General features: G+C 67.7%; 17 protein-coding genes. 10 read left to right on the forward strand and 7 right to left on the reverse strand.

Annotated features, from left to right (window positions below; translation table 11 throughout):
• Window positions 1–2: 2 nt before the first annotated feature.
• A complete protein-coding gene (locus ACIA58_RS24465; protein WP_396406066.1) occupies window positions 3–1,376 on the reverse strand; it encodes an MFS transporter in 1,374 nt (457 codons plus the stop codon).
• 54 nt (window positions 1,377–1,430) lie between these two features.
• Complete coding sequence (locus ACIA58_RS24470; protein WP_396406067.1) at window positions 1,431–2,183, reverse strand: glycerophosphodiester phosphodiesterase; 753 nt, start codon at window positions 2,181–2,183, stop codon at window positions 1,431–1,433.
• Window positions 2,184–2,209: 26 nt separating this feature from the next.
• On the opposite strand from ACIA58_RS24470, the gene ACIA58_RS24475 reads away from it, so the two are divergent.
• Complete coding sequence (locus ACIA58_RS24475) at window positions 2,210–3,340, forward strand: aminotransferase class V-fold PLP-dependent enzyme (protein ID WP_396406068.1); 1,131 nt, start codon at window positions 2,210–2,212, stop codon at window positions 3,338–3,340.
• On the opposite strand, the gene ACIA58_RS24480 is transcribed toward ACIA58_RS24475, so the two are convergent.
• Window positions 3,301–3,999 carry a GntR family transcriptional regulator gene (locus ACIA58_RS24480; RefSeq protein WP_396406069.1) on the reverse strand — a complete coding sequence of 233 codons (699 nt, stop codon included), beginning with the start codon at window positions 3,997–3,999 and terminating at the stop codon, window positions 3,301–3,303. The genes ACIA58_RS24475 and ACIA58_RS24480 overlap by 40 nt on opposite strands.
• 90 nt (window positions 4,000–4,089) lie before the next feature.
• On the opposite strand from ACIA58_RS24480, the gene ACIA58_RS24485 reads away from it, so the two are divergent.
• The 9 genes from ACIA58_RS24485 (at window position 4,090) to ACIA58_RS24525 (ending at window position 12,251) form a co-directional block, all read left to right on the forward strand.
• A complete protein-coding gene (locus tag ACIA58_RS24485) occupies window positions 4,090–4,941 on the forward strand; it encodes an NAD(P)-dependent oxidoreductase (protein ID WP_396406070.1) in 852 nt (283 codons plus the stop codon).
• Window positions 4,938–5,834 carry a carbohydrate ABC transporter permease gene (locus ACIA58_RS24490; protein ID WP_396406071.1) on the forward strand — a complete coding sequence of 299 codons (897 nt, stop codon included), beginning with the start codon at window positions 4,938–4,940 and terminating at the stop codon, window positions 5,832–5,834. The genes ACIA58_RS24485 and ACIA58_RS24490 overlap by 4 nt, the downstream gene beginning before the upstream one ends.
• Entirely contained in the window at window positions 5,831–6,715 is an 885-nt protein-coding gene (locus ACIA58_RS24495) for a carbohydrate ABC transporter permease (protein ID WP_396406072.1), read from the forward strand. The genes ACIA58_RS24490 and ACIA58_RS24495 overlap by 4 nt, the downstream gene beginning before the upstream one ends.
• Before the next feature lie 16 nt (window positions 6,716–6,731).
• Complete coding sequence (locus ACIA58_RS24500) at window positions 6,732–8,066, forward strand: ABC transporter substrate-binding protein (protein ID WP_396406073.1); 1,335 nt, start codon at window positions 6,732–6,734, stop codon at window positions 8,064–8,066.
• Complete coding sequence (locus ACIA58_RS24505) at window positions 8,066–9,226, forward strand: CaiB/BaiF CoA transferase family protein (protein ID WP_396406074.1); 1,161 nt, start codon at window positions 8,066–8,068, stop codon at window positions 9,224–9,226. The genes ACIA58_RS24500 and ACIA58_RS24505 overlap by 1 nt, the downstream gene beginning before the upstream one ends.
• Complete coding sequence (locus ACIA58_RS24510; protein ID WP_396406075.1) at window positions 9,223–9,990, forward strand: enoyl-CoA hydratase; 768 nt, start codon at window positions 9,223–9,225, stop codon at window positions 9,988–9,990. Before ACIA58_RS24505 ends, ACIA58_RS24510 begins: the two co-directional genes overlap by 4 nt.
• Window positions 9,987–10,823 (forward strand): amidohydrolase family protein, encoded by an 837-nt coding sequence (locus tag ACIA58_RS24515; protein WP_396406076.1) that lies wholly within the window; start codon window positions 9,987–9,989, stop codon window positions 10,821–10,823. The genes ACIA58_RS24510 and ACIA58_RS24515 overlap by 4 nt, the downstream gene beginning before the upstream one ends.
• Complete coding sequence (locus tag ACIA58_RS24520) at window positions 10,823–11,560, forward strand: RraA family protein (RefSeq protein WP_396406077.1); 738 nt, start codon at window positions 10,823–10,825, stop codon at window positions 11,558–11,560. Before ACIA58_RS24515 ends, ACIA58_RS24520 begins: the two co-directional genes overlap by 1 nt.
• Window positions 11,561–11,621: 61 nt before the next feature.
• On the forward strand, window positions 11,622–12,251 hold the full coding sequence (locus tag ACIA58_RS24525) for a methyltransferase domain-containing protein (protein WP_396406078.1): 630 nt from the start codon (window positions 11,622–11,624) through the stop codon (window positions 12,249–12,251).
• Here ACIA58_RS24525 and ACIA58_RS24530 read toward each other — a convergent pair.
• The 4 genes from ACIA58_RS24530 to ACIA58_RS24545 all read right to left on the reverse strand — a co-directional run bounded on the left by ACIA58_RS24530 (window position 12,241) and on the right by ACIA58_RS24545 (window position 18,202).
• Complete coding sequence (locus ACIA58_RS24530) at window positions 12,241–13,092, reverse strand: carbohydrate ABC transporter permease (RefSeq protein ID WP_396406079.1); 852 nt, start codon at window positions 13,090–13,092, stop codon at window positions 12,241–12,243. The genes ACIA58_RS24525 and ACIA58_RS24530 overlap by 11 nt on opposite strands.
• On the reverse strand, window positions 13,089–14,003 hold the full coding sequence (locus ACIA58_RS24535) for a carbohydrate ABC transporter permease (protein ID WP_396406080.1): 915 nt from the start codon (window positions 14,001–14,003) through the stop codon (window positions 13,089–13,091). The genes ACIA58_RS24530 and ACIA58_RS24535 overlap by 4 nt, the downstream gene beginning before the upstream one ends.
• An 11-nt stretch (window positions 14,004–14,014) precedes the next feature.
• Window positions 14,015–15,346 carry an ABC transporter substrate-binding protein gene (locus ACIA58_RS24540; RefSeq protein WP_396406081.1) on the reverse strand — a complete coding sequence of 444 codons (1,332 nt, stop codon included), beginning with the start codon at window positions 15,344–15,346 and terminating at the stop codon, window positions 14,015–14,017.
• Window positions 15,347–15,412: 66 nt separating this feature from the next.
• Window positions 15,413–18,202, reverse strand: coding sequence for a family 78 glycoside hydrolase catalytic domain (locus tag ACIA58_RS24545; RefSeq protein ID WP_396406082.1), 2,790 nt, complete (start codon window positions 18,200–18,202; stop codon window positions 15,413–15,415).
• Window positions 18,203–18,272: the final 70 nt, after the last annotated feature.

The raw sequence follows: 18,272 nt of genomic DNA on the forward strand, positions 1-18,272 counted from the left end.
AGCTAGATGATGCTCGGTTGGGCGTTCCCGGCCTCGGTGATCCCGCGGCGCATGTCGACGCGGACCAGCAGGACCAGGCCGATCACGAAGAACAGGCCGAGCGCAACGATCGCGGGACGGTAGGAGCCGGTGATCTGGTGGACCAGCCCGAACACGAGCGTGCCCAGCCACGACGTCCCGCGCTCGCCCGCCTGGTACAGCGAGAAGTACTCCGCCTCGCGCCCCTTCGGGATCAGCTGGCTGAAGGCGGACCGCGACAGCGCCTGTGTCCCGCCGAGCACGATCCCGATCGCGGCGCCCATGGCCAGGAACGGCACGATCTTGTGCGCCGGCAGCAGGAACCCCGCGATGACGATCAGCATCCAGATCACCAGCCCGGCGGTGATCGTCCGGTGCGCGCCGTACCGCGCGGCCACCCGCCCGAACACGATCGCGCCGAAGAACGCCACGAACTGCACCATCAGGATCGTCGCGATCAGCACCTGCGTCTCGAACCCGAGCTGCTTCTCGCCGTACGTCGACGACACCGAGATGACCGTCTGGATCCCGTCGTTGAAGAACAGGTATGCGATCAGGAACAGCATCGTCATCGGGTACGTGCGCAGGTGCTTGAGCGTCGCTGCCAGCTGACCGAAGCTCTGCCGCACCAGACTGCCGCTCCGGACCGGTACGACGCTGGTCGGCGGGCGATCTCGTAGGCGCAGGAAGGGGAAGAACGTGAACAGCCCCCACCACAGCCCCGCGCTCAGCAGACTGAGTCGCACCGCGGTGCCCTGACTCATCCCGAGTGCGTCGTGGGCCGTGACGACGGCCAGGTTGACCAGCAGCAGGATGAAACCACCGGCGTACCCGAAGGCCCACGCGCGCGACGAGACCGCGTCACGCTGGTCGGGCGGCGCGATGTCGATCAGGATCGAGTCGTAGACCACCAGCGACGAGCCCAGGCACAGATTGCCGATGAAGAGCAGCAGCGCACCGAGCGCCCACCGGCCGCCGCCGACGAACACCATGCAGCAGGCCGCCAGCGCACCGGCCCACGCGAACGCGCACATCAGGAGCTTCTTGCGCGCCATCCGGTCCGCGATCGCGCCGACCACCGGCAGGAACAGCGCCGACACCAGGGTCGCCACCGTCACGACGTAGAACGCGAGCGATCCGGGGGAGATGCCGAGTCCGAGGATGTCGAGGTTGGTGCGGCAGGGGTGGTCCGTCGTCCCGGAGTACCCGCAGGCGGCAGTCTCCGCGACCGAGGTCAGGTACGGCGCGAACAGGACGGTGCCGACCGTGGTGACATAGCCGGAGTTCGCCCAGTCGTACAGGCTGAACCCCCAGTACTCACGCTTGTCGACCGCGGCCGGGGCGGAGAGAAGTCCCATGCGCGGAAGTGTGTCAGGTTCCGGGGACGTTGCGGCGTACCTCCGGATAACACTTCAACTCCACTCGCCGCGCTCGATCAGCACGTCACGCAGGAGGTCGGTCCGGTCGGTGATGATGCCGTCGACGCCGGCGTCGAGCATCGTCCGCATCAGCGCGGGATCGTCCACCGTCCAGGCGTGTACTTGCTTGCCCCTGGCATGCGCTCGCTTGATCAGCCCGGGTGTGAGCACGCGCAGCGGCCCGTAGGCCTGGGGGATCTGGAGGCAGGCGCCGGCCGACCGCAGCGCGACGGGCAGGAAGCGGATCAGCACGATCTCGAACTCGCCGTACCCGGTGCACAGGCGCGGACCGAGCAGCTTGCGGATCCGGCGTACCCGGGACTGGGAGAACGACGAGACGCAGACCCGGTCGACCGCGTTCGCGGCCTTGAGTACGGAGGCGGCCGGCTCCAGGCCGCCCTCGGCCTTGATGTCCAGGTTGAACCGGATGGCCGGGAAGTGCTCGAGCAGCTCGTCCAGCCGCGGGATCGGCTCGTGACCGTTGATCTTGGCCTTGCTGACCTCCGACCACGGCAGCTCCGCGATCACCCCGGTCCGGTCGGTGACCCGGTCGAGCTTGTCGTCGTGGAACGCGATCACGACGCCGTCGCTGGTCGCGTGCAGGTCGGTCTCGAGATAGGTGTACCCGAGGTCGACCGCGTGCTGGAACGCGTGCAGCGAGTTCTCGTAGCCGACGTTGTCCGGGTGTTTCGCGCCGCCTCGATGAGCCATCGCGATCGGGCCGTCGTGGTCGAGGTAGGGATACACGAGTGGAAGTATGTACCGTTTGCGTGGTGACGGTACTCAGCCCCCGCCCCGACCTGTGGACCCTCGATCCCGGCGTCCTCCACCTCAACCACGGTTCGTACGGCGCTGTGCCGCGCCGGACCCAGGAGCTGATGGCAGCCCTACGGGTGGAGATGGACGCCAACCCGATGGTGTGGTTCCGCACGGTCGCCGACCGGCTGACCACGAGCCGCCTGGCGCTGGCGTCGTTCCTGGAGACCGACCCGGCCGGATTCGCCCTCGTCCCGAACGCGAGCGCCGGCGTCACCGTCGCCCTCGCCACCCTGCCGATCCCCGCGGGCAGCCGGATCGTGCTGACCGACCACACGTACGGCGCGGTCCGGTACGCCGCTGAGCGGTACGCCAGGGAGCGCCAGGCCGAGATCGTCATCGTCTCGATCCCGCTGGAGGCCGACGACGAGACCGTGGTGTCGCTGATCGCCGACCGGCTCGACGATGCCTCGGTGCTGATCGTCGACCAGATCACGTCCGGTACGGCGAAGGTGCTGCCGGTCGACGCTCTGGTCGCGGCCGCTCACGAGCGCGGCGTGCCGATCGTGGTCGACGGCGCGCACGCCCCGGCGCTGATCGACGCCCCGGCCGCCGCGGGCGCCGACTTCTGGACCGGCAACTTCCACAAGTGGCCGGCCGCGCCGCGGGCGACCGCCGGACTGGTCGTCGCGGAACGGTGGCGCACGGCAACGATGCCGCTGATCGTCTCGTGGTCCGAGTACGACGAGCGAATGCCGGAGAGGTTCGACATGCAGGGCACGTACGACTACGTCCCGTGGATCGCCGCCCCCGAGTCTCTGCGCGTCCTGTCGGACCTGGACTGGCCGACCCGGCGCCCGCAGCTGACCGCGCTGGTCGAGGAGGGCGCCCGGATCCTGGCCAAGTCGCTGGGCACCGGCGTCGCCGAGGTCGTCCACCCGCCGGCGGCGATGCGTCTGGTCGAGCTGCCGTCATCCGTCGACCTGTCCGGTGGCGACGCGCTGAAGATGCGGATCTCGCGCGAACTGAACGCCGAAATCACGTTCACCGGTTTCGAGAACCGCAGATTCATCCGGTTGTCGGCCCACGCTTACAACTCGCTGAAGGACTACGAGACGCTGTCCGCGCTGTTGCCCGCCCTGCTCTGAACGTCGCTGAAGGATCGCTCGCCGTGCACTGCCAGCTCGGCGAGCACGGCTGCGGCCTCTCCGGCCTCGACCAGCTCGAGCAGCTTGCGGTGCCTGGCGACGTGTTCGTGCAGATCTTCGTAGTAGTGCTCGCGGGCATAGAGGTTGCGGGCCATGCAGAGAAGCAGTTGCTGCTGGACTGAAGCGTAGGCCTCCTCCAAGCGCCGGTGACCGGCCAGCGCAACCAGCGACGAGTGGAACCGGTAGCCGGCCTGGACCAGGCTGCCGCGGTCCTCGGCGTCCGCACAATGCTGCATCTGGGCGAGTGCGGCCTGCGCGACCTCCAGCCGGTGTGGGTCCTTCACGGGGACGCCAAGTTCGATGGCCAACCGCTCGAGGGCTGTCCGCAGGGTGAGGATCTCGAACACGTCCTGATCGGTCAGCGTCGCCACTGTCGAACCGCGGCGCGGTCGATTGACGATCAGCCCTTCCTGCTCGAGGACCCGCAACGCCTCCCGCAGGGGCGGGCGGCTGATGCCCAGCTGCTCGGTGAGGCGATCCTCGATCAGCCGTTCACCTTCGGCGAGCTCACCGGCGAGGATCATCCGCCGGATCGCGTCGGTCGCCAGCTGCACCAGGCTCGGCGATCGCAGTTGCTGCGCCGGTTGCTGCTCTGTCATAGCTCATTCTCACCCGCGATCTTGTCAACGTCGACTATCTATTGTAGACAATAGTTCATAGACGGATCTGGTCGTCACCTGGAGGCATCCTTGACCCCCGAAAACGATCGGCAACAGCCCGTGGGATTCGCCGGGCTGGGCAATCTCGGCCATCCGATGGCGCAGTCGCTGCTGCGCTCCGGCTGGCGGCTCACCGTGTACGACCGCGATGCGACGCGTGCGGGCGACCTGGACGCCCAGGTGGCTGAAGACGTCGCGGCGCTCGCGCACAGCCGAGTGATCTGTCTGGCCGTACCGGACGACCGGGCGGTGACCGAGATCGTCGAGGAACTCGCACCGCGACTGGCCGCCGGCTCGGTATTCCTGGTGCACAGCACAGTCCTGCCCGCGACCGCGAAACGCCTTGCTCTGCAGGCGGAATCGCATCGGGTCGGGTTGCTCGACGTTCCGGTGAGCGGGGGAGCGGAGCGTGCTCTCACCGGGTCGCTGACCGTCATGGCCGGCGGGCGGGCCGACGTACTCGACCAGGCTCGGCCGGTGCTGGACGCGGTGGCCGACACGGTGCTGCACGTGGGGCCTTCCGGTGCGGGCGCGGCGGTGAAGCTGGCGAATCAGCTGATGATGTTCGCGAACCTGGCCGGAGCGCACGAGGCGCTGGCGTTGGCGGCGGCGTACGACGTGCCACCGGAGACCGTGCTGAACGCGGTGTCGACGAGCACCGGCGACTCGTGGATCACGCGGAACTGGGGATTCTTCGACCGGGTCGCCGGCGCGTACGACGCGGGCGGTACGCCGGTGCGCGACCGGCCGTGGAGCAAGGACCTGTGGGACGTCGTGGCAGCAGCACGCGACTGCGACCTGCCGGTTCCGCTCGCGGGTCTGCTCGCTCAGCACCTGGCCGAGCAGGTGGAGGCCCACGCGCGGAAGGGAACCGCCTCGTGAAGAGTTCGCGCACGGGCCGCGAAGGCCTGACCGCCTACTTGTTCCTGAGCCCGTGGTTGCTCGGGATGATCCTGCTGACGCTGGGGCCGATGCTCTACTCGGCGTACCTGTCGTTCACCAGCTACGACCTGCTCAGTCCGCCGCACTGGATCGGGCTCGGCAACTTCAAGCGGATGTTCACCGCCGACCCGCGCTACCTCTCCTCGGTCCGCGTGACCCTGGTGTACGTCGCCGTGTCGGTGCCGCTGCTCCTCGTCGTGTCGATGGCGCTGGCGCTCCTGCTGAACAAAGGCATCCGGTTCCTCTCCGGCTACCGCGCACTGTTCTACCTCCCCTCCCTGATGGGAGCGAGTGTCGCGATCGCCGTCCTGTGGCGGCAGATCTTCGGCGGCACCGGGCTGGTGAACCAGGTGCTCAGCCTGTTCGGGATCACCCGTGGCAGCTGGGTCGGCAGCCCCGGAACGGCGTTGTGGACGATCGTCACGCTCAACTTGTGGGCGTTCGGCGCGACGATGATCATCTTCCTGGCCGGTCTCCGGCAGGTCCCGGCCGAGCTCCACGAGGCGGCCGCGGTCGACGGCGCCGGACCGGTGCGCAGATTCTTCAGCGTCACGCTGCCGCTCATGACACCGCTGATCTTCTTCAACCTGCTGCTCGACACCATCCACGCGTTCCAGGCGTTCACCGGCGCCTTCGTGGTGAGCCGCGGGACCGGCGGTCCGGCCGACTCGACCTTGTTCTACACCCTGTACCTGTACCAGCAGGGATTCGCCGAGCTGAAGATGGGCTACGCCTCCGCCATGGCCTGGGCGCTGGTGATCGTGCTGGCCGCCTTCACCGGCTTCTTGTTCCTCACCGCGAAGCGCTGGGTGTACTACGGAGACGAACGATGACGACCCTGTCGATCAGTTCCCGGCGCTCGCTGCTCGGCCGGCGTCGTGTCCGCAGCCCGCTGTTGGTCGGCCTCATCCGGCACGCGGTCCTGATCGCGATCCTGGTGGTGATGCTCTATCCGGTGGTGTGGATGGTCGCCGCGTCGTTCCGGCCCTCGGCGGAGGTGATGAACAGCCTCGGGTTGCTCAGCCGCCACTACACGCTGGACAACTACAAGCACGGTTGGACCGCGGGTCAGCTCGACTTCTCCCGCTATTTCCTCAACTCGATCGCGATCACGGCGCTGTCGATCGCCGGTAACCTGTTCGCCTGCTCGCTGACGGCGTACGCGTTCGCCCGGCTGGAGTTTCCGCTCAAGCGGGTCCTGTTCGGGTTGTTGCTCGGCACGATGCTGCTGCCCTACCACGTCACGCTCGTGCCGCAGTACATCTTGTTCAACCAGTTGGCGTGGATGAACACCTACCTGCCGCTGGTGGTCCCGAAGTGGCTCGGGGCGGAGGCCTTCTTCATCTTCTTGATGGTGCAGTTCATCCGCACACTGCCGCGTGAGCTGGACGACGCCGCCCGGATCGACGGCTGCGGTCATTGGCGCACCTTCACCAGGATCATCATGCCGCTGTCCATGCCGGCCATCGGAACGACCGCGCTGTTCACCTTCATCAACACCTGGAACGACTTCCTCGGTCCGCTGCTGTACCTGAACAAGCCCCAACTGTGGACCGTCTCGCTCGGACTGAACTCGTTCCTCGACGTAACCGGCGAATCGGCGTACGGCTCCCTGTTCGCCATGTCCACTCTCGCGCTGGCCCCGATCGTCGGCTTCTTCCTGGGCGCCCAGAAGCTGCTGATCGAGGGCGTCGCGACCACTGGCCTCAAGTGACTGGTTGGAGATCCTGATGAGAAGAATCGCTACGACGGCCCTGGCCTGCGCAGCCCTCCTGGTGGTTGCCGGGTGCAACGGCACGTCGGTGACCGACAACAACGCGAGCGACTCCAAAGGCGGCGACGGCAAGGGGGAGGTGGCCGGCAAGCTGCAGCTCACCTTCTGGGGCGGCGCGGCCCGGGCCGCCAAGACCAACGCGGTCGCGGACATGTTCGCCAAGGCACACCCCGGTGTCACCATCGACCGGCAGAACGCGGACTTCGGCAACTATTTCAACAAGCTGAACATCCAGGCCTCGAGTCACACGCTGCCCTGCGTGATGCAGTTGCAGGGCCGGCAGCTGAACGACTACACCAAGCGCAAGGTGCTGATGCCTCTCGATCCGATGATCGAGTCCGGGGCGATCAAGGTCGACGACATCCCGAAGGAGATCGTCGACACCGGTCGCGGACCCGACGGCAAGCTCTACTTCCTACCGTACGGCGCGGCGTACGACGCGGTGGGCGTGAACGAAACGCTCGCCGAGCAGGCCGGCGTCGGGCTGCTGCCGGACAACTACACCTGGCAGCAGTACACCGACTGGATGACGCGGGCCGCGGCCAAGCTGCCGAAGGGCACGTTCGCCGCCGGCTCGCGAGGTGGCCTGCCGAACTTCTTCATCGCCTACCAATTGGCCAACGGCAAGCAGTTGTTCACCGACGACGGCAAGCTCAACTTCACCAAGGACTCGCTGGTCGAGTACTGGAACATGTGGGAGAAGATCCGCAAGGCCGGTGTGACGATGAGCGCCGACGCCCAGGCCGACGAGCCGGAAGGCGCCGAGCAGGGCTTCATTGCCCAGGGCAAACTGCTCACCGACAGCATCCCCGGCAACGCGCTGACTCCGGCGTCGGCGACGCTCGCGACGAAGAACGGCGGGGAGAAGCTGACCACGCTTCCGATGCCGTCCGGGCCATCGGGCGGCGGGAACGCGATGTTCACCTCCGGGTTCGCGATCCCGACCAACTGTGACAACGTGCCGACGGCGGCCGCGTTCATCGACTTCTTCACCAACGACCTCGGCGCCGGTGCGGTGTTCAAGTCCGACAACGGCGCGGCGACCAACCAGAAGGTGCTGCAGGCCCAGATCGACGACCCGAAGCTGGCGCCGCTGAAGAAGCACGAACTGGAGCTCTACCAGCAGATCGTGGCCAAGAAGCCGCCAACGATCCTCTACCCGCCGGGCTACCAGGCCACCTTCGAGTCAGCGTTCACCCGCGCCTACGAGGAGGTCGCCTTCGGGAAGAAGACCGTGCAGCAGGCGGCCGACTCGTTCTTCACCGAGGCCAACGCCGGCTTGGGCGGCTGATGCCAGTGACGACGGACACCCCCGGTGCGCTCGACGGTCTGCGGGTCCTGGATCTCACTCAGGTCATGGCCGGTCCGTTCTGCACGATGCTGCTGGCGGATCTCGGCGCGGACGTGATCAAGATCGAGAACCCGGCGACCGGGGACCAGACCCGTAGGTCGTGGGGCTATCCCGTCCACGGCGAAGACAGCCGTGCCTTTCTGGCCCTGAACCGGAACAAGCGCAGCGTCTGTCTGGACCTGAAGAACTCCGACGAGCTGGCGTCCTTCCACCGCCTGGTCGGGTCGGCCGACGTCGTGGTGGAGAACTTCCGCCCGGGCGTGACGAAGCGGCTCGGCGTCGACTACGAGACGCTGTCCGCTCTCAACCCGCGGCTGATCTACGCCAGTGTCTCCGGCTTCGGCCAGACCGGCCCGTACGCCGACCGTCCGGGCTACGACCTGATCGCCCAGGCGATGTCCGGCGTCATGAGCATCACCGGTACGCCGGGCGCCACGCCGGTGAAATGCGGACTGCCCGTCGGCGACCTCGGCGCCGGGATGTTCTGCGCGTTCGGCATCGTCGCCGCGGTCCACGCCCGGACTCGCACCGGCGAAGGGCAGTACGTCGAGACGTCGCTGTTCGAGGCGGCTCTCGCGATGTCGGTGTGGGAGTCAACGGAGTACTGGGCCACCGGACAGATTCCCCAGCCGCTCGGTTCGGCCAACCGGATGTCGGCGCCGTACCAGGCGCTACGTACCAAGGACGGGTACGTGACAGTCGGCGCCAACAACGAGAGGCTGTGGCAACGCCTGTGCGAGGCACTCGGGCTGGCCAGGCTGCAGACGGATCCTCGCTTCGTCACGAACACCGACCGAATGAGCAACCGGGGCGAGCTGGCCGCCGAGCTCGAGACGTGCCTGGCCTCGGCGACGACCGACGAGTGGGTGACCCGTCTGCTGGATGCGGGCGTGCCGGCCGGGCCGATCCGGGACTACCGGCAGGTGCTCGACGAGGACCCGCACGTCCAGGCTCGTGGCATGGTGCAGGAGGTGGATCATCCGGTCGAGGGCCGGGTGCGGGTGCTCGGTACGCCGGTCCGGATGAGCCGTACCCCGGCACGGATCCGCCGCCACCCACCCCTGCTGGGCGAGCATACCGAGGAGGTCCTCGGCGAATGAGCTCCCTTCAGGTCGAACGCGACGGCGCGATCCTACGCCTCACGCTGTCGAACCCCGGCCGCCGCAACGCTATTACCTGGCCGATGTACGACGCCTTGGAGCAGATCGAGAGGACCGTCGCGGACGATCACGGCATCCGCGTGGTCATGGTCCGCGGCGCGGGCGGGAAAGCGTTCGCGGCCGGCACGGACATCCGGCAGTTCACCGAATTCACGACGGCGGAGCAGGGCGTCAAGTACGAGCACCGGGTCGGTCGCGTGCTGGAGTCCGTGCTGCGGATCCGGGTGCCGGTCGTGGCCGTGGTCGAAGGGCCGGCGGTCGGCGCCGGCCTCGCCCTGGCCGCGTGCAGCGACCTCGTCATCGCCACTCCGGACGCGCTCTTCGGAGCGCCGGTCGCGCGGACACTGGGCAACACGCTTCCGCCGCTCGTGCTGGCCCGGCTGTTCCAGCGCCTCGGCGCCGCCCGGACGATGGCCATGGTGCTCACCGCCCGGTTGCTTCCGGCAACCGAACTCGACGGGTTCGTCACCGATGTGATCGAGCACGACCAGCTGGGCGAGTACGTCGACGCACTGCTCGACCGCATCTGCGCCAACGCACCGATGACGCTGTGGTCGCTGAAAGAGATCGAGCGCCGGGTACTGCGTGACGGTGCCACGGCAGACGCCGACGACGTGCTGTCGGCGGTGTACGGCAGTCGCGACTTCCAGGCTGGCGTCGCCGCCTTTCTGAATCACGAGCGAGCCGGATGGGAGGGGAGATGACAGTCATCGACGCGCACCAGCACTTCTGGCGGGTATCCGCCCAGGAGCAGCCTTGGCGCGACGACCGGCACCGCGCGATCGCCCGCGACTACGCCCCCGACGACCTCGCCGCGGAGCTGGCCGCGGCCGGAGTCGATCAGACAGTCCTGATCCAGTCGGTCGACGAGCCGGCCGAGAACGAACGTCTGGTCAGGTACGCCGAGGAGGCGTCGTACGTCGGCGCCGTCGTCGGATGGCTGCCGCTCAACGACCCCGCTGCGGCACAGGCCGAGTGGAAGCGGGTCGGTGCCGGCTTTCACGGTGTGCGATGCCTGATCGGTCGGGATCCGCTCGAGTGGCTGAACAAGCCGGAGTCGGTCGAGCTGTTCACCGAGCTCGCGGCCGCCGGCATCAGCTGGGACGTCGTACCGGTCACTGCCGAGCAGACCGCGGCGGTGATCCGGCTGGCCGAAGCGGTGCCCGGCCTGCGCATCGTCGTGGATCATCTCGGACGCCCGCCGGTCGACACCGACGGGTGGGAACCGTGGGCGACCCAGCTCGCCGAGCTGGCGGCCGCACCGCAGGTCGGGCTGAAGGTGTCGCTCGGCATCGATCTGCTCACCGCGCTACCGGCCTGGCCGGGCCACGTCGATCGCTACCTCGCCTGGGCGGTCGAGTGCTTCGGCGCCGACCGGCTGATGCTCGCGTCGAACTGGCCGGTGGTGCTGCTCAAGGCGTCGTACCAACAGGCCTGGTCGGCGCTGCGCTCGGCGGTCGAGTGCTTGGTGGACGATCCCGCGGCGGTGCTCGGCAGGACCGCCGCCCGCTACTACCGAACGAAAGGTCAATCCTGATGACAGAGCTCGCCAACCCGAACGATCTGTCCAGCCTGTACAAGCATCTGCGCGTGGTGGACGTCGCCGATGCGCTCGACGGCATCGGCTACTTCGACATCGGCCTGATGTCACCCGACGTGCGTCCGCTGTGGCTCGGGATGAAGTTCTGGGGCAGGGCCGCGACGATCCGTGCGGTCCCGTCGAACCGGCCGATGTGGAAGCTGGACAGCACCCAGGACATCGTCGAGGCGCACCGGATCTGGTTCGAGGAGACCGGCAACGTCCGGCTGCCGAACGATCTGGACGCCGGCCATGTGGTGGTGATGGACGCGGGCGGCGGTAAGGAGGTGGGCTTCTGGGGCTCGGAGAACGGCATGGGCGCGGTCAAGTCCGGCGCGGTCGGCATCGTCACCGACGGGTACTGCCGCGACACCGCCGAGATCGTCGCGCAGCGAACGCCGATCTGCTCGCGGGCCCGCGGCCGCACAATCATCCCCGGCCGGATCAAGGTGGTCGAGACCATGACCACGATCGCGTGCGGCGGCACCCAGGTGAACGCCGGTGACATGATCGGCTGCGACGACGACGGCGTGATCGTCGTACCGGCCGAGGTCGCCGACGAGGTGGCAGTGCACGCCCGGGCGATCCTGCTCGCGGACATGCGGGCCCGCCGCAAGCACTACGAGGCGCTCGGCATCAAACCCGACACCTCCGTCGACCACGAAGCGGTCGAGGCGTACTACGCGAGCGTGTGAGCCACTTGTCGGTGGCGGCGGTGCACCAGAAACTGTCGGAAGGGCTGTCTAGAGTCCTCGCGTGAACGACATCCAGGGGTCATACAACACCGCCGCCGCCGACTACCACGCGACTCTGCGCGACTATCACCGCGAGGATCCGTTCGAGAAGGGGGCGCTCGACTACTTCGCTCAGTTGGTCGAGGGCGGGCCGGTCGGCGACCTGGGGTGCGGGACCGGGCGGATCACGACGTACCTGGCTGGGCGTGGTCTGGACGTGTTCGGAGTCGACCTGACGCCGGGGATGATCGAGGTGGCGCGCCGGGAGTATCCCGAGCTGCGGTTCGAGGTCGGTTCGCTGTTCGATCTGGACCTGAAGGACGGCGAGCTCGCCGGGGCCCTCGCGTGGTACTCGCTCGTTCACTCTCCACGCGAACACCTGCCGGCGGTGTTCGCGGAGCTGTACCGCGTGCTGCGGCCCGGCGGCTACCTCGTGCACGGCTTCAAGGTCGGTGGCGGTAGCCGTCACTTGAGCAACGCCTACGGTCATGACCTCGACCTCGAGGTCTACAGCTACGACCCCGCGGATGTCGCCGGGCTGCTCGCCGGCGCCGGGTTCGCCGAGGTGGCGACCCTGACGCGCGCGGCGATGCCCGGCGAGAAGGACAAGGCACAGGCGGCGCACCTCGTCCGCAAGCCCGCTACCCCTTGATCGCTCCGGACGTCAGGCCGGCCACGATCTGCCGGTTGAAGAACAGGAACATGATCAGCGGCGGGATCGTGATCAGCAGGATGTCCATGAAGAGCAGGTTGTACTGCGTCGTGAACTGACTGGAGAAGTTGTACAGCGTCAGCTGCACGGTGGCGTTCTTGTCACCGGGCAGGAAGTACAGCGGGTTGACGAAGTCGTTGAACACGTTGACCGACTGCACCACAACGACCGTCACGATCACCGACCTGAGCAGCGGGAACACGACCCGGAAGAACAGCTTCAACGGCCCCGCACCGTCGATGATCGCCGCCTCGTCGAGCTCCCGCGGGATCGTCGCGACGAACGCCCGGAACAGCAGGATGCAGAACGACAACCCGTAGGCGATCTCGATCAGGATCAGGCCGGGCATGGTCTTGAACAGTCCCAGCTTCTGCAGCACCCAGATCGTCGGCACCACGGCCGGCGGGATGATCAGCCCGGCCAGCACCAGGAAGTTGATGAAACCGTTCCAGCGGCTCTTCCTGCGCTGCAGCACGAACCCGGCCATGGCCGCGAGCACCACCATCCCGGTGACGCTGGCCACGGTCAGGATCGTGCTGTTGATGAACGCGATGACCAGCATGAAGTCGCGGGCCTTGACCACCTCGACGAAGTTCTGCACGAAGCGGAACTGGTGCGGCCAGGAGAAGCTCAGGTCGGCGGACTGGGTCCGGTCCTTGACCGCGGTGAGCACGATGAACGCGAACGGGATGATGAACACCACGATCGAGACCAGGATCGCGACCGTGCTGAGGATCCACTTGCGGGCCGGCCGGTGGTTGACGAGCTCGGCGGTGCTCACAGGTCCACCTCCTTCCTGTTCAGGAACCACGACAGCGGCAGGATGATCGCGGTGACTACGATGAACAGCACCACGTTGCCGGCCGTCGACAGGCCGTAGAACCCGGCCTGGTACTGCTTGTAGATCACCGACGCGATCACGTCCGAGGTGAACCCGGGCCCGCCGCGGGTCATCGCCCAGATCAGGTCGAAGGACCGCAGCCCCCCGATCAGCGACAGGATGATGACGGTCACGGTGGCGGGCCGGGACAGCGGCAGCACGATCATCCAGAACTGCTGCCACGAGGTCGCGCCGTCGACCCGGGCAGCCTCCAGGTACTCACGCGGGATCGAGACGATGCCCGCGATGTAGATCAGCGTGGCCAGGCCGACGCCCTTCCACACGTCGACAGCGGCCACCGAGAGCAGCGCCCATTTCGGGTCGGTCAGCCAGCCGGGACCGTTGATCCCGAGCAGCCCGAGCGACTCGTTGATCAGGCCCTTCTCGGGGTTCATCAGCACGGTGAAGGTCAGCCCGACGCCGATCGTCGAGACCAGCACCGGGAAGAACACCACCGACCGAAGGTAGCCGCGGGCAATGATCTGCGACGTCAGCAGGACAGCGAGCAGCAGCCCGAGCACCACCTTCGACCCCGACGTCACGACGGCGTAGATCAGGGTGTTGGTGAAGCCTTTGACCAGCGCGGGCTCCTGGAAGAACAGCTTGAAGTTGTCCAGCCCGATGAACTTCGACTCGAACAGGCTCCACCGGGTCAGACTGAAGTAGAGCGAGGCGAACGTCGGGACCAGGAACAGCACGCCGTAGATGACGGCGGTCGGCAGGTAGAACCAGTTCGAATAGGGCCGGTAGACCTTGGCCCCGGTCGTCGGGGTGACCGGGGCGGTCTTGGTGCGCTCCTGTGTGATCGACACAGTCACGGACCTCACCAACCTGCCAGACCGAGTTGCTGCGCCTGCTTCTTGACGTCCTCGTCGTAGCGGGCCGCGCCGTCCTTGGCCTTGCGGATGCCGGAGCCGACCTCCACGGTGATCTGCTCGAGCGACGGGCCCTTGACCGGCGACAGGAACTCCAGCGCCAGGCTGGACGCACCCGGCTTGTCGAGGTACGGCTGCATGTCCTTGATGGACTGCGGTACGTCGTCGCCGAGCGTGCAGCCCTTGACGGCGTACGGGCCGGTCGGTGCGCCGGCCTTGTTCTGCGAGGCGCAGCCGTCCGGGCTGGCGACGAAGGCGAGGAACTTCTTGGCCGCGTCCAGCTTGTCGCCGGTCGTGGTCTTCGGGATGTACAGCCCGCCCGGCGTCCACAGCGTCAGGCCGTTCTTGCTCGCGTCGTCACCAGGCAGCGCGAACAGGCCGACGCTCTTGGCCGCGTCCGGGTAGGTGGCGACCATGTTCGCGACCACACCGGACAGGATCGGGTAGTGCGCACCCTTGCCGGTGGCAAGCATCTTCAGGCCGTCCGGCAGCTTCGCCGAGGCGAAGTCCTTGTTCTCGTAGCCGGCGTCGTGGACCGCTTCGGTGTGCTCGAAGCCCTTGAGCGCGGCCGGCGAGGTGGCGTACTTCGCCTTGTTCGCGGTGTAGTCGTCGGCGAACGACGGCTCGGCCGCGGAGACGTTGTGGAAGTCCCCGAGGACGAACAGCTGCGACGTCCAGGTCTCGCCGTACGTCTGGATCACCGGTGCGACACCGGGGTCGCCGGCCTTGATCTTGGCGTTGTTCGCCATGAACTCGGCCCACGTCGTCGGCACCTTCAGCCCGAGCTTCTGGTACACGGGGATGCTGTAGAGCACCGCACCGCCCTGGAAGCCGCCGACGGGTGCGCCGTACACCTGTCCGTCGGCGGTGACCGTCTTCTTGAAGTTGTCGTCCAGGTCCCCGATATAGGGCTGGTCGTTGATCGACACGAGGTTCTTCTGCGGCGCGATCGCCTGGAACAGCGACCCGGTGTTGTAGTTGAAGACCTCGGACATGTCGCCGGTCGACAGCCGGGTCTTGATGATGTTGTCGCCTTCGGTGCCGCCGGGGCGGCTTTCGACCTTGACCGTGATGTTGGAGTTCTTCGCGTGGAAGTCGTTGGCGAGCTGCTGCGCCTCCTTCACGTCCTGGTCCTGGTTCGTGGTCAGGTACGTGATCTCGACCGACCCGCTACCTCCGGAATCGGAGCTGGATCCGAGACTGCCCGCGCTGCACGCGGTGAGCACCAGCGAACCGACGGCGAGAAGCGCCAGTCCACTCGCTCCTGGGCGGAACCTCATCTTGACCTCCAAAGGATGTTGTTCAAAGCAGCGGGGCGGTAGGTCGGGTATGTCGGGTGGATGGGATCAGTGGTTGAGCAGGGCGTCGAGCTTGGCCTTCAGTGCCTCGGCGCTCGGGGTGAATCCACGGGGGCTGATCGCTTCGACCAGGCCGCCGGCCGGCTGGTCGAGGTACCGCTCGAGGCGGGCGGCCAGTTCGGCGTCGTCGGTGACGACCCCGGTCTCGGCGGCCGCCGTCGCGAGTGCGGTCCAGGTCGGCTCGTGGTCCATCAGTTGACGGATCGTGGCATCGGCGGCGAGGTCCGGCATCTCGGCGTACGTGTCGTCGGCCGTCCACTCGTGCGTGCCATGGCCGACCTCGACGACACCCTGCCCAGGTACCTCGACCTTGGCGCGGGACCCGACCGGAACGGTGACCGACAGCGTGATCCCCCCGTCGGCGCGCGTCCACGCGACCGACGCCTCGCCGTACGGCGTGAGGTGCTTGGCGGACGCCTTGGTGAGCTGCTCGGTGAACAGCGGCCGTACGTCGATGGTGCGGTAACCGGGCTCGGCCGCCGCGAGGCCGGCGACCCGGCGGTGCATCCAGTCGGCGACCGCACCGAGGGCGTAGTGGTTGAACGACGTCATCTGGCCGGGGTTGATGCTGCCGTCGGGCAGCATGCTGTCCCAGCGTTCCCAGACCGTCGTGGCTCCCATCGTCACTGCGTACAGCCAAGAAGGGCAGCCTGTCTGTAGCAGAAGGCGGTAGGCCAGGTCGGGATGTCCGGAATCGGCCAGAGCGTCGGCCATCAGCGGAGTACCGACGAATCCGGTACTGATCCGGAAACCCGCCGTACGCACGAGGTCGGCGAGGCGTTCGCCGGCCCGCTGCCGCTGGGTGCCGGTCGGCAGCAGCGCCCACCGGAGGGCGAGCGCGTAGGTCGTTGCCGCGTCGCTCAATACGCGACCGCCGTCGGTCGTGTACTCGGTAGCGAAGGCCTGCCGTACGCGCGCGGCCAGATCGGTGTACTCGCGGGCCAGATCGTCATGGCCGAGGAGCTGCGCCGCCTTGCCGACCACCTCCGCCGAGCGGGCCAGGTGCGCGGTCGCGACCACGTCCGGGTCCGCCTTGGCGGCGAAGGCGTTGTCCGGGGGAGCGGTCGGGTCGAGCCAGTCGCCGAACTGGAACCCGCCGGACCAGAGCAGGTCGCTACCGGCCAGGTCGGTCATCTTGTCGACCCAGGCCCGCATGCTCGGCAGTTGCCGGGCAAGTAGTCCGGCGTCGCCGCTGCGCTCATAGATCACCCAAGGGACGATCGTTGCCGCGTCACCCCATGCTGCTGTGGCGGGTGCCTCGTGCCGGAGCACATCCGGTACGACGTACGGCACCGAGCCGTCCTTCTGCTGCTCGGCGGACAGGTCGGCGAGCCAGTTCGTCAGGAAGCCGGCCGTGTCGTACAGGAAGCTGGCGCTGGGGGAGAAGACCTGGATGTCGCCGGTCCACCCGAGCCGCTCGTCGCGCTGCGGGCAGTCCGTCGGTACGTCGAGGAAGTTGCCGCGCATGCCCCACACCACGTTCTCGTGGAACTGGTTGAGCAGCTCGTTGGACGACTCGAACCAGCCGGTCCGCTGCAGGTCGCTGCCGACGACGACGGCCTCGAGGTCCTCCTTCGCCAGACCGTCCACGCCGGTGACTTCGGCGTACCGGAAGCCGTGGAAGGTGAGCGGGGAGTCGAGGACTACCTCATCGGCGCCGGCCAGGTAGTAGGTGTCGGTTGCCTTCGCGGTACGGAGCGGACGGACGCCGAGTTCGCCGTTCTCCAGGACCTCCGCGTGCCGCAGGACGATCTCGTCGCCCTCCGCGCCGCCCCGGACCTTGAGCCGCACGCGGCCGACCAGGTTCTGACCGAAGTCGACGAGCGTCTTCCCCGACGGCGAGGTGGTGATCTCGACCGCGGGCAGGACGTCGGTGATCCGGACCGGCGGGCCGTCGGGTGCGACGAGCAGGCTCAGGTCGGCGTCGAGCACGTCGACCGGCGTGGGCTCTCCGGCCTGCTTGCGCAGATCGGTCGTCTGGCCGTCGTACAAGTCATCGGCGAGGACGTTGCTCTCGCGGGAGGTCCAGGTGCCGTCGCTGCCGAAGGTGTGCACCTGGCCGTCCGCGGTGGTCACCTCCAGCTGGGCGAGTACAGCGAGCCGCTCGCCGTACAGCTGCTTCTGGTGCATGAATCCGATCCGGCCGCGGTACCACGCGTTGCCGACCAGGAACTCCAGCTTGTTCTCACCAGGTCGGACAAGCTCCGTCACGTCGTACGTCTGGTAGCGCAGCCGGTACTGGTACGCCGTCCAGCCGGGGGCAAGCTCCTCGGTGCCGACACGCTGCCCGTTGAGCTCGGGGATGTAGATGCCGTACGCCGTGGCGTACAGGCGGGCCTTGACGATGCCGTCCGGAAGATCGGTGACACCCGCGATCAGCGGAGCGGGGGAGCCGTGCGGGTTGTCCCGCGGGCTGACGAACCGGGCGGTCCAGTCCTCCGACGCGAGCAGCCCCGTCTCGACGGTCGCAGGCTCGCTCCACCCGCTCCAGCCGTCCCCGTCTGCATTCCCGTTGCCGCGGACGCGGACCCGGACCTGCGCGGACTCGCGTGAGCCGAGCGGGTCAGCCGGCCAGGGGACCAGGATCTGGTCGGCCGAGTCGACGGTGAAGGTCTGGGTGGTGCCGGTGCTGATCTCGAGCTCGTACGCCGTCTGCGCGTAGCCGGCGTCCGCGGCCGGGACCTGCCAGGAGATCCGGGGCGTCGCGGTACCGATCCCCAGCGTGGGGGCGGGCCGATGCTCGAAGCGGAGGGCGGTGGGTGCGGCGAGGTTCGACATGAGGCTCCAAGTCGCGAGTGAAACGATTCATTGGGTGCTCCGGCAAAACGCCGCGGTCTGGGTTGATTTG

The sequence above is a fragment of the Kribbella sp. NPDC051586 genome (genome assembly GCF_044453965.1).
In the GTDB taxonomy this organism is placed as follows: domain Bacteria; phylum Actinomycetota; class Actinomycetes; order Propionibacteriales; family Kribbellaceae; genus Kribbella.

What these genes read in the sequence shown, in the direction of transcription:
- ACIA58_RS24495 (WP_396406072.1), top strand. Translation starts at nt 5,831, where the DNA reads ATGACGACCCTGTCGATCAGTTCCCGGCGCTCGCTGCTCGGCCGGCGT.
- ACIA58_RS24520 (WP_396406077.1), top strand. Translation starts at nt 10,823, where the DNA reads ATGACAGAGCTCGCCAACCCGAACGATCTGTCCAGCCTGTACAAGCAT.
- ACIA58_RS24545 (WP_396406082.1), bottom strand. Translation starts at nt 18,202, where the DNA reads ATGTCGAACCTCGCCGCACCCACCGCCCTCCGCTTCGAGCATCGGCCC.
- ACIA58_RS24515 (WP_396406076.1), top strand. Translation starts at nt 9,987, where the DNA reads ATGACAGTCATCGACGCGCACCAGCACTTCTGGCGGGTATCCGCCCAG.
- ACIA58_RS24500 (WP_396406073.1), top strand. Translation starts at nt 6,732, where the DNA reads ATGAGAAGAATCGCTACGACGGCCCTGGCCTGCGCAGCCCTCCTGGTG.
- ACIA58_RS24480 (WP_396406069.1), bottom strand. Translation starts at nt 3,999, where the DNA reads ATGACAGAGCAGCAACCGGCGCAGCAACTGCGATCGCCGAGCCTGGTG.
- ACIA58_RS24465 (WP_396406066.1), bottom strand. Translation starts at nt 1,376, where the DNA reads ATGGGACTTCTCTCCGCCCCGGCCGCGGTCGACAAGCGTGAGTACTGG.
- ACIA58_RS24540 (WP_396406081.1), bottom strand. Translation starts at nt 15,346, where the DNA reads ATGAGGTTCCGCCCAGGAGCGAGTGGACTGGCGCTTCTCGCCGTCGGT.
- ACIA58_RS24510 (WP_396406075.1), top strand. Translation starts at nt 9,223, where the DNA reads ATGAGCTCCCTTCAGGTCGAACGCGACGGCGCGATCCTACGCCTCACG.
- ACIA58_RS24505 (WP_396406074.1), top strand. Translation starts at nt 8,066, where the DNA reads ATGCCAGTGACGACGGACACCCCCGGTGCGCTCGACGGTCTGCGGGTC.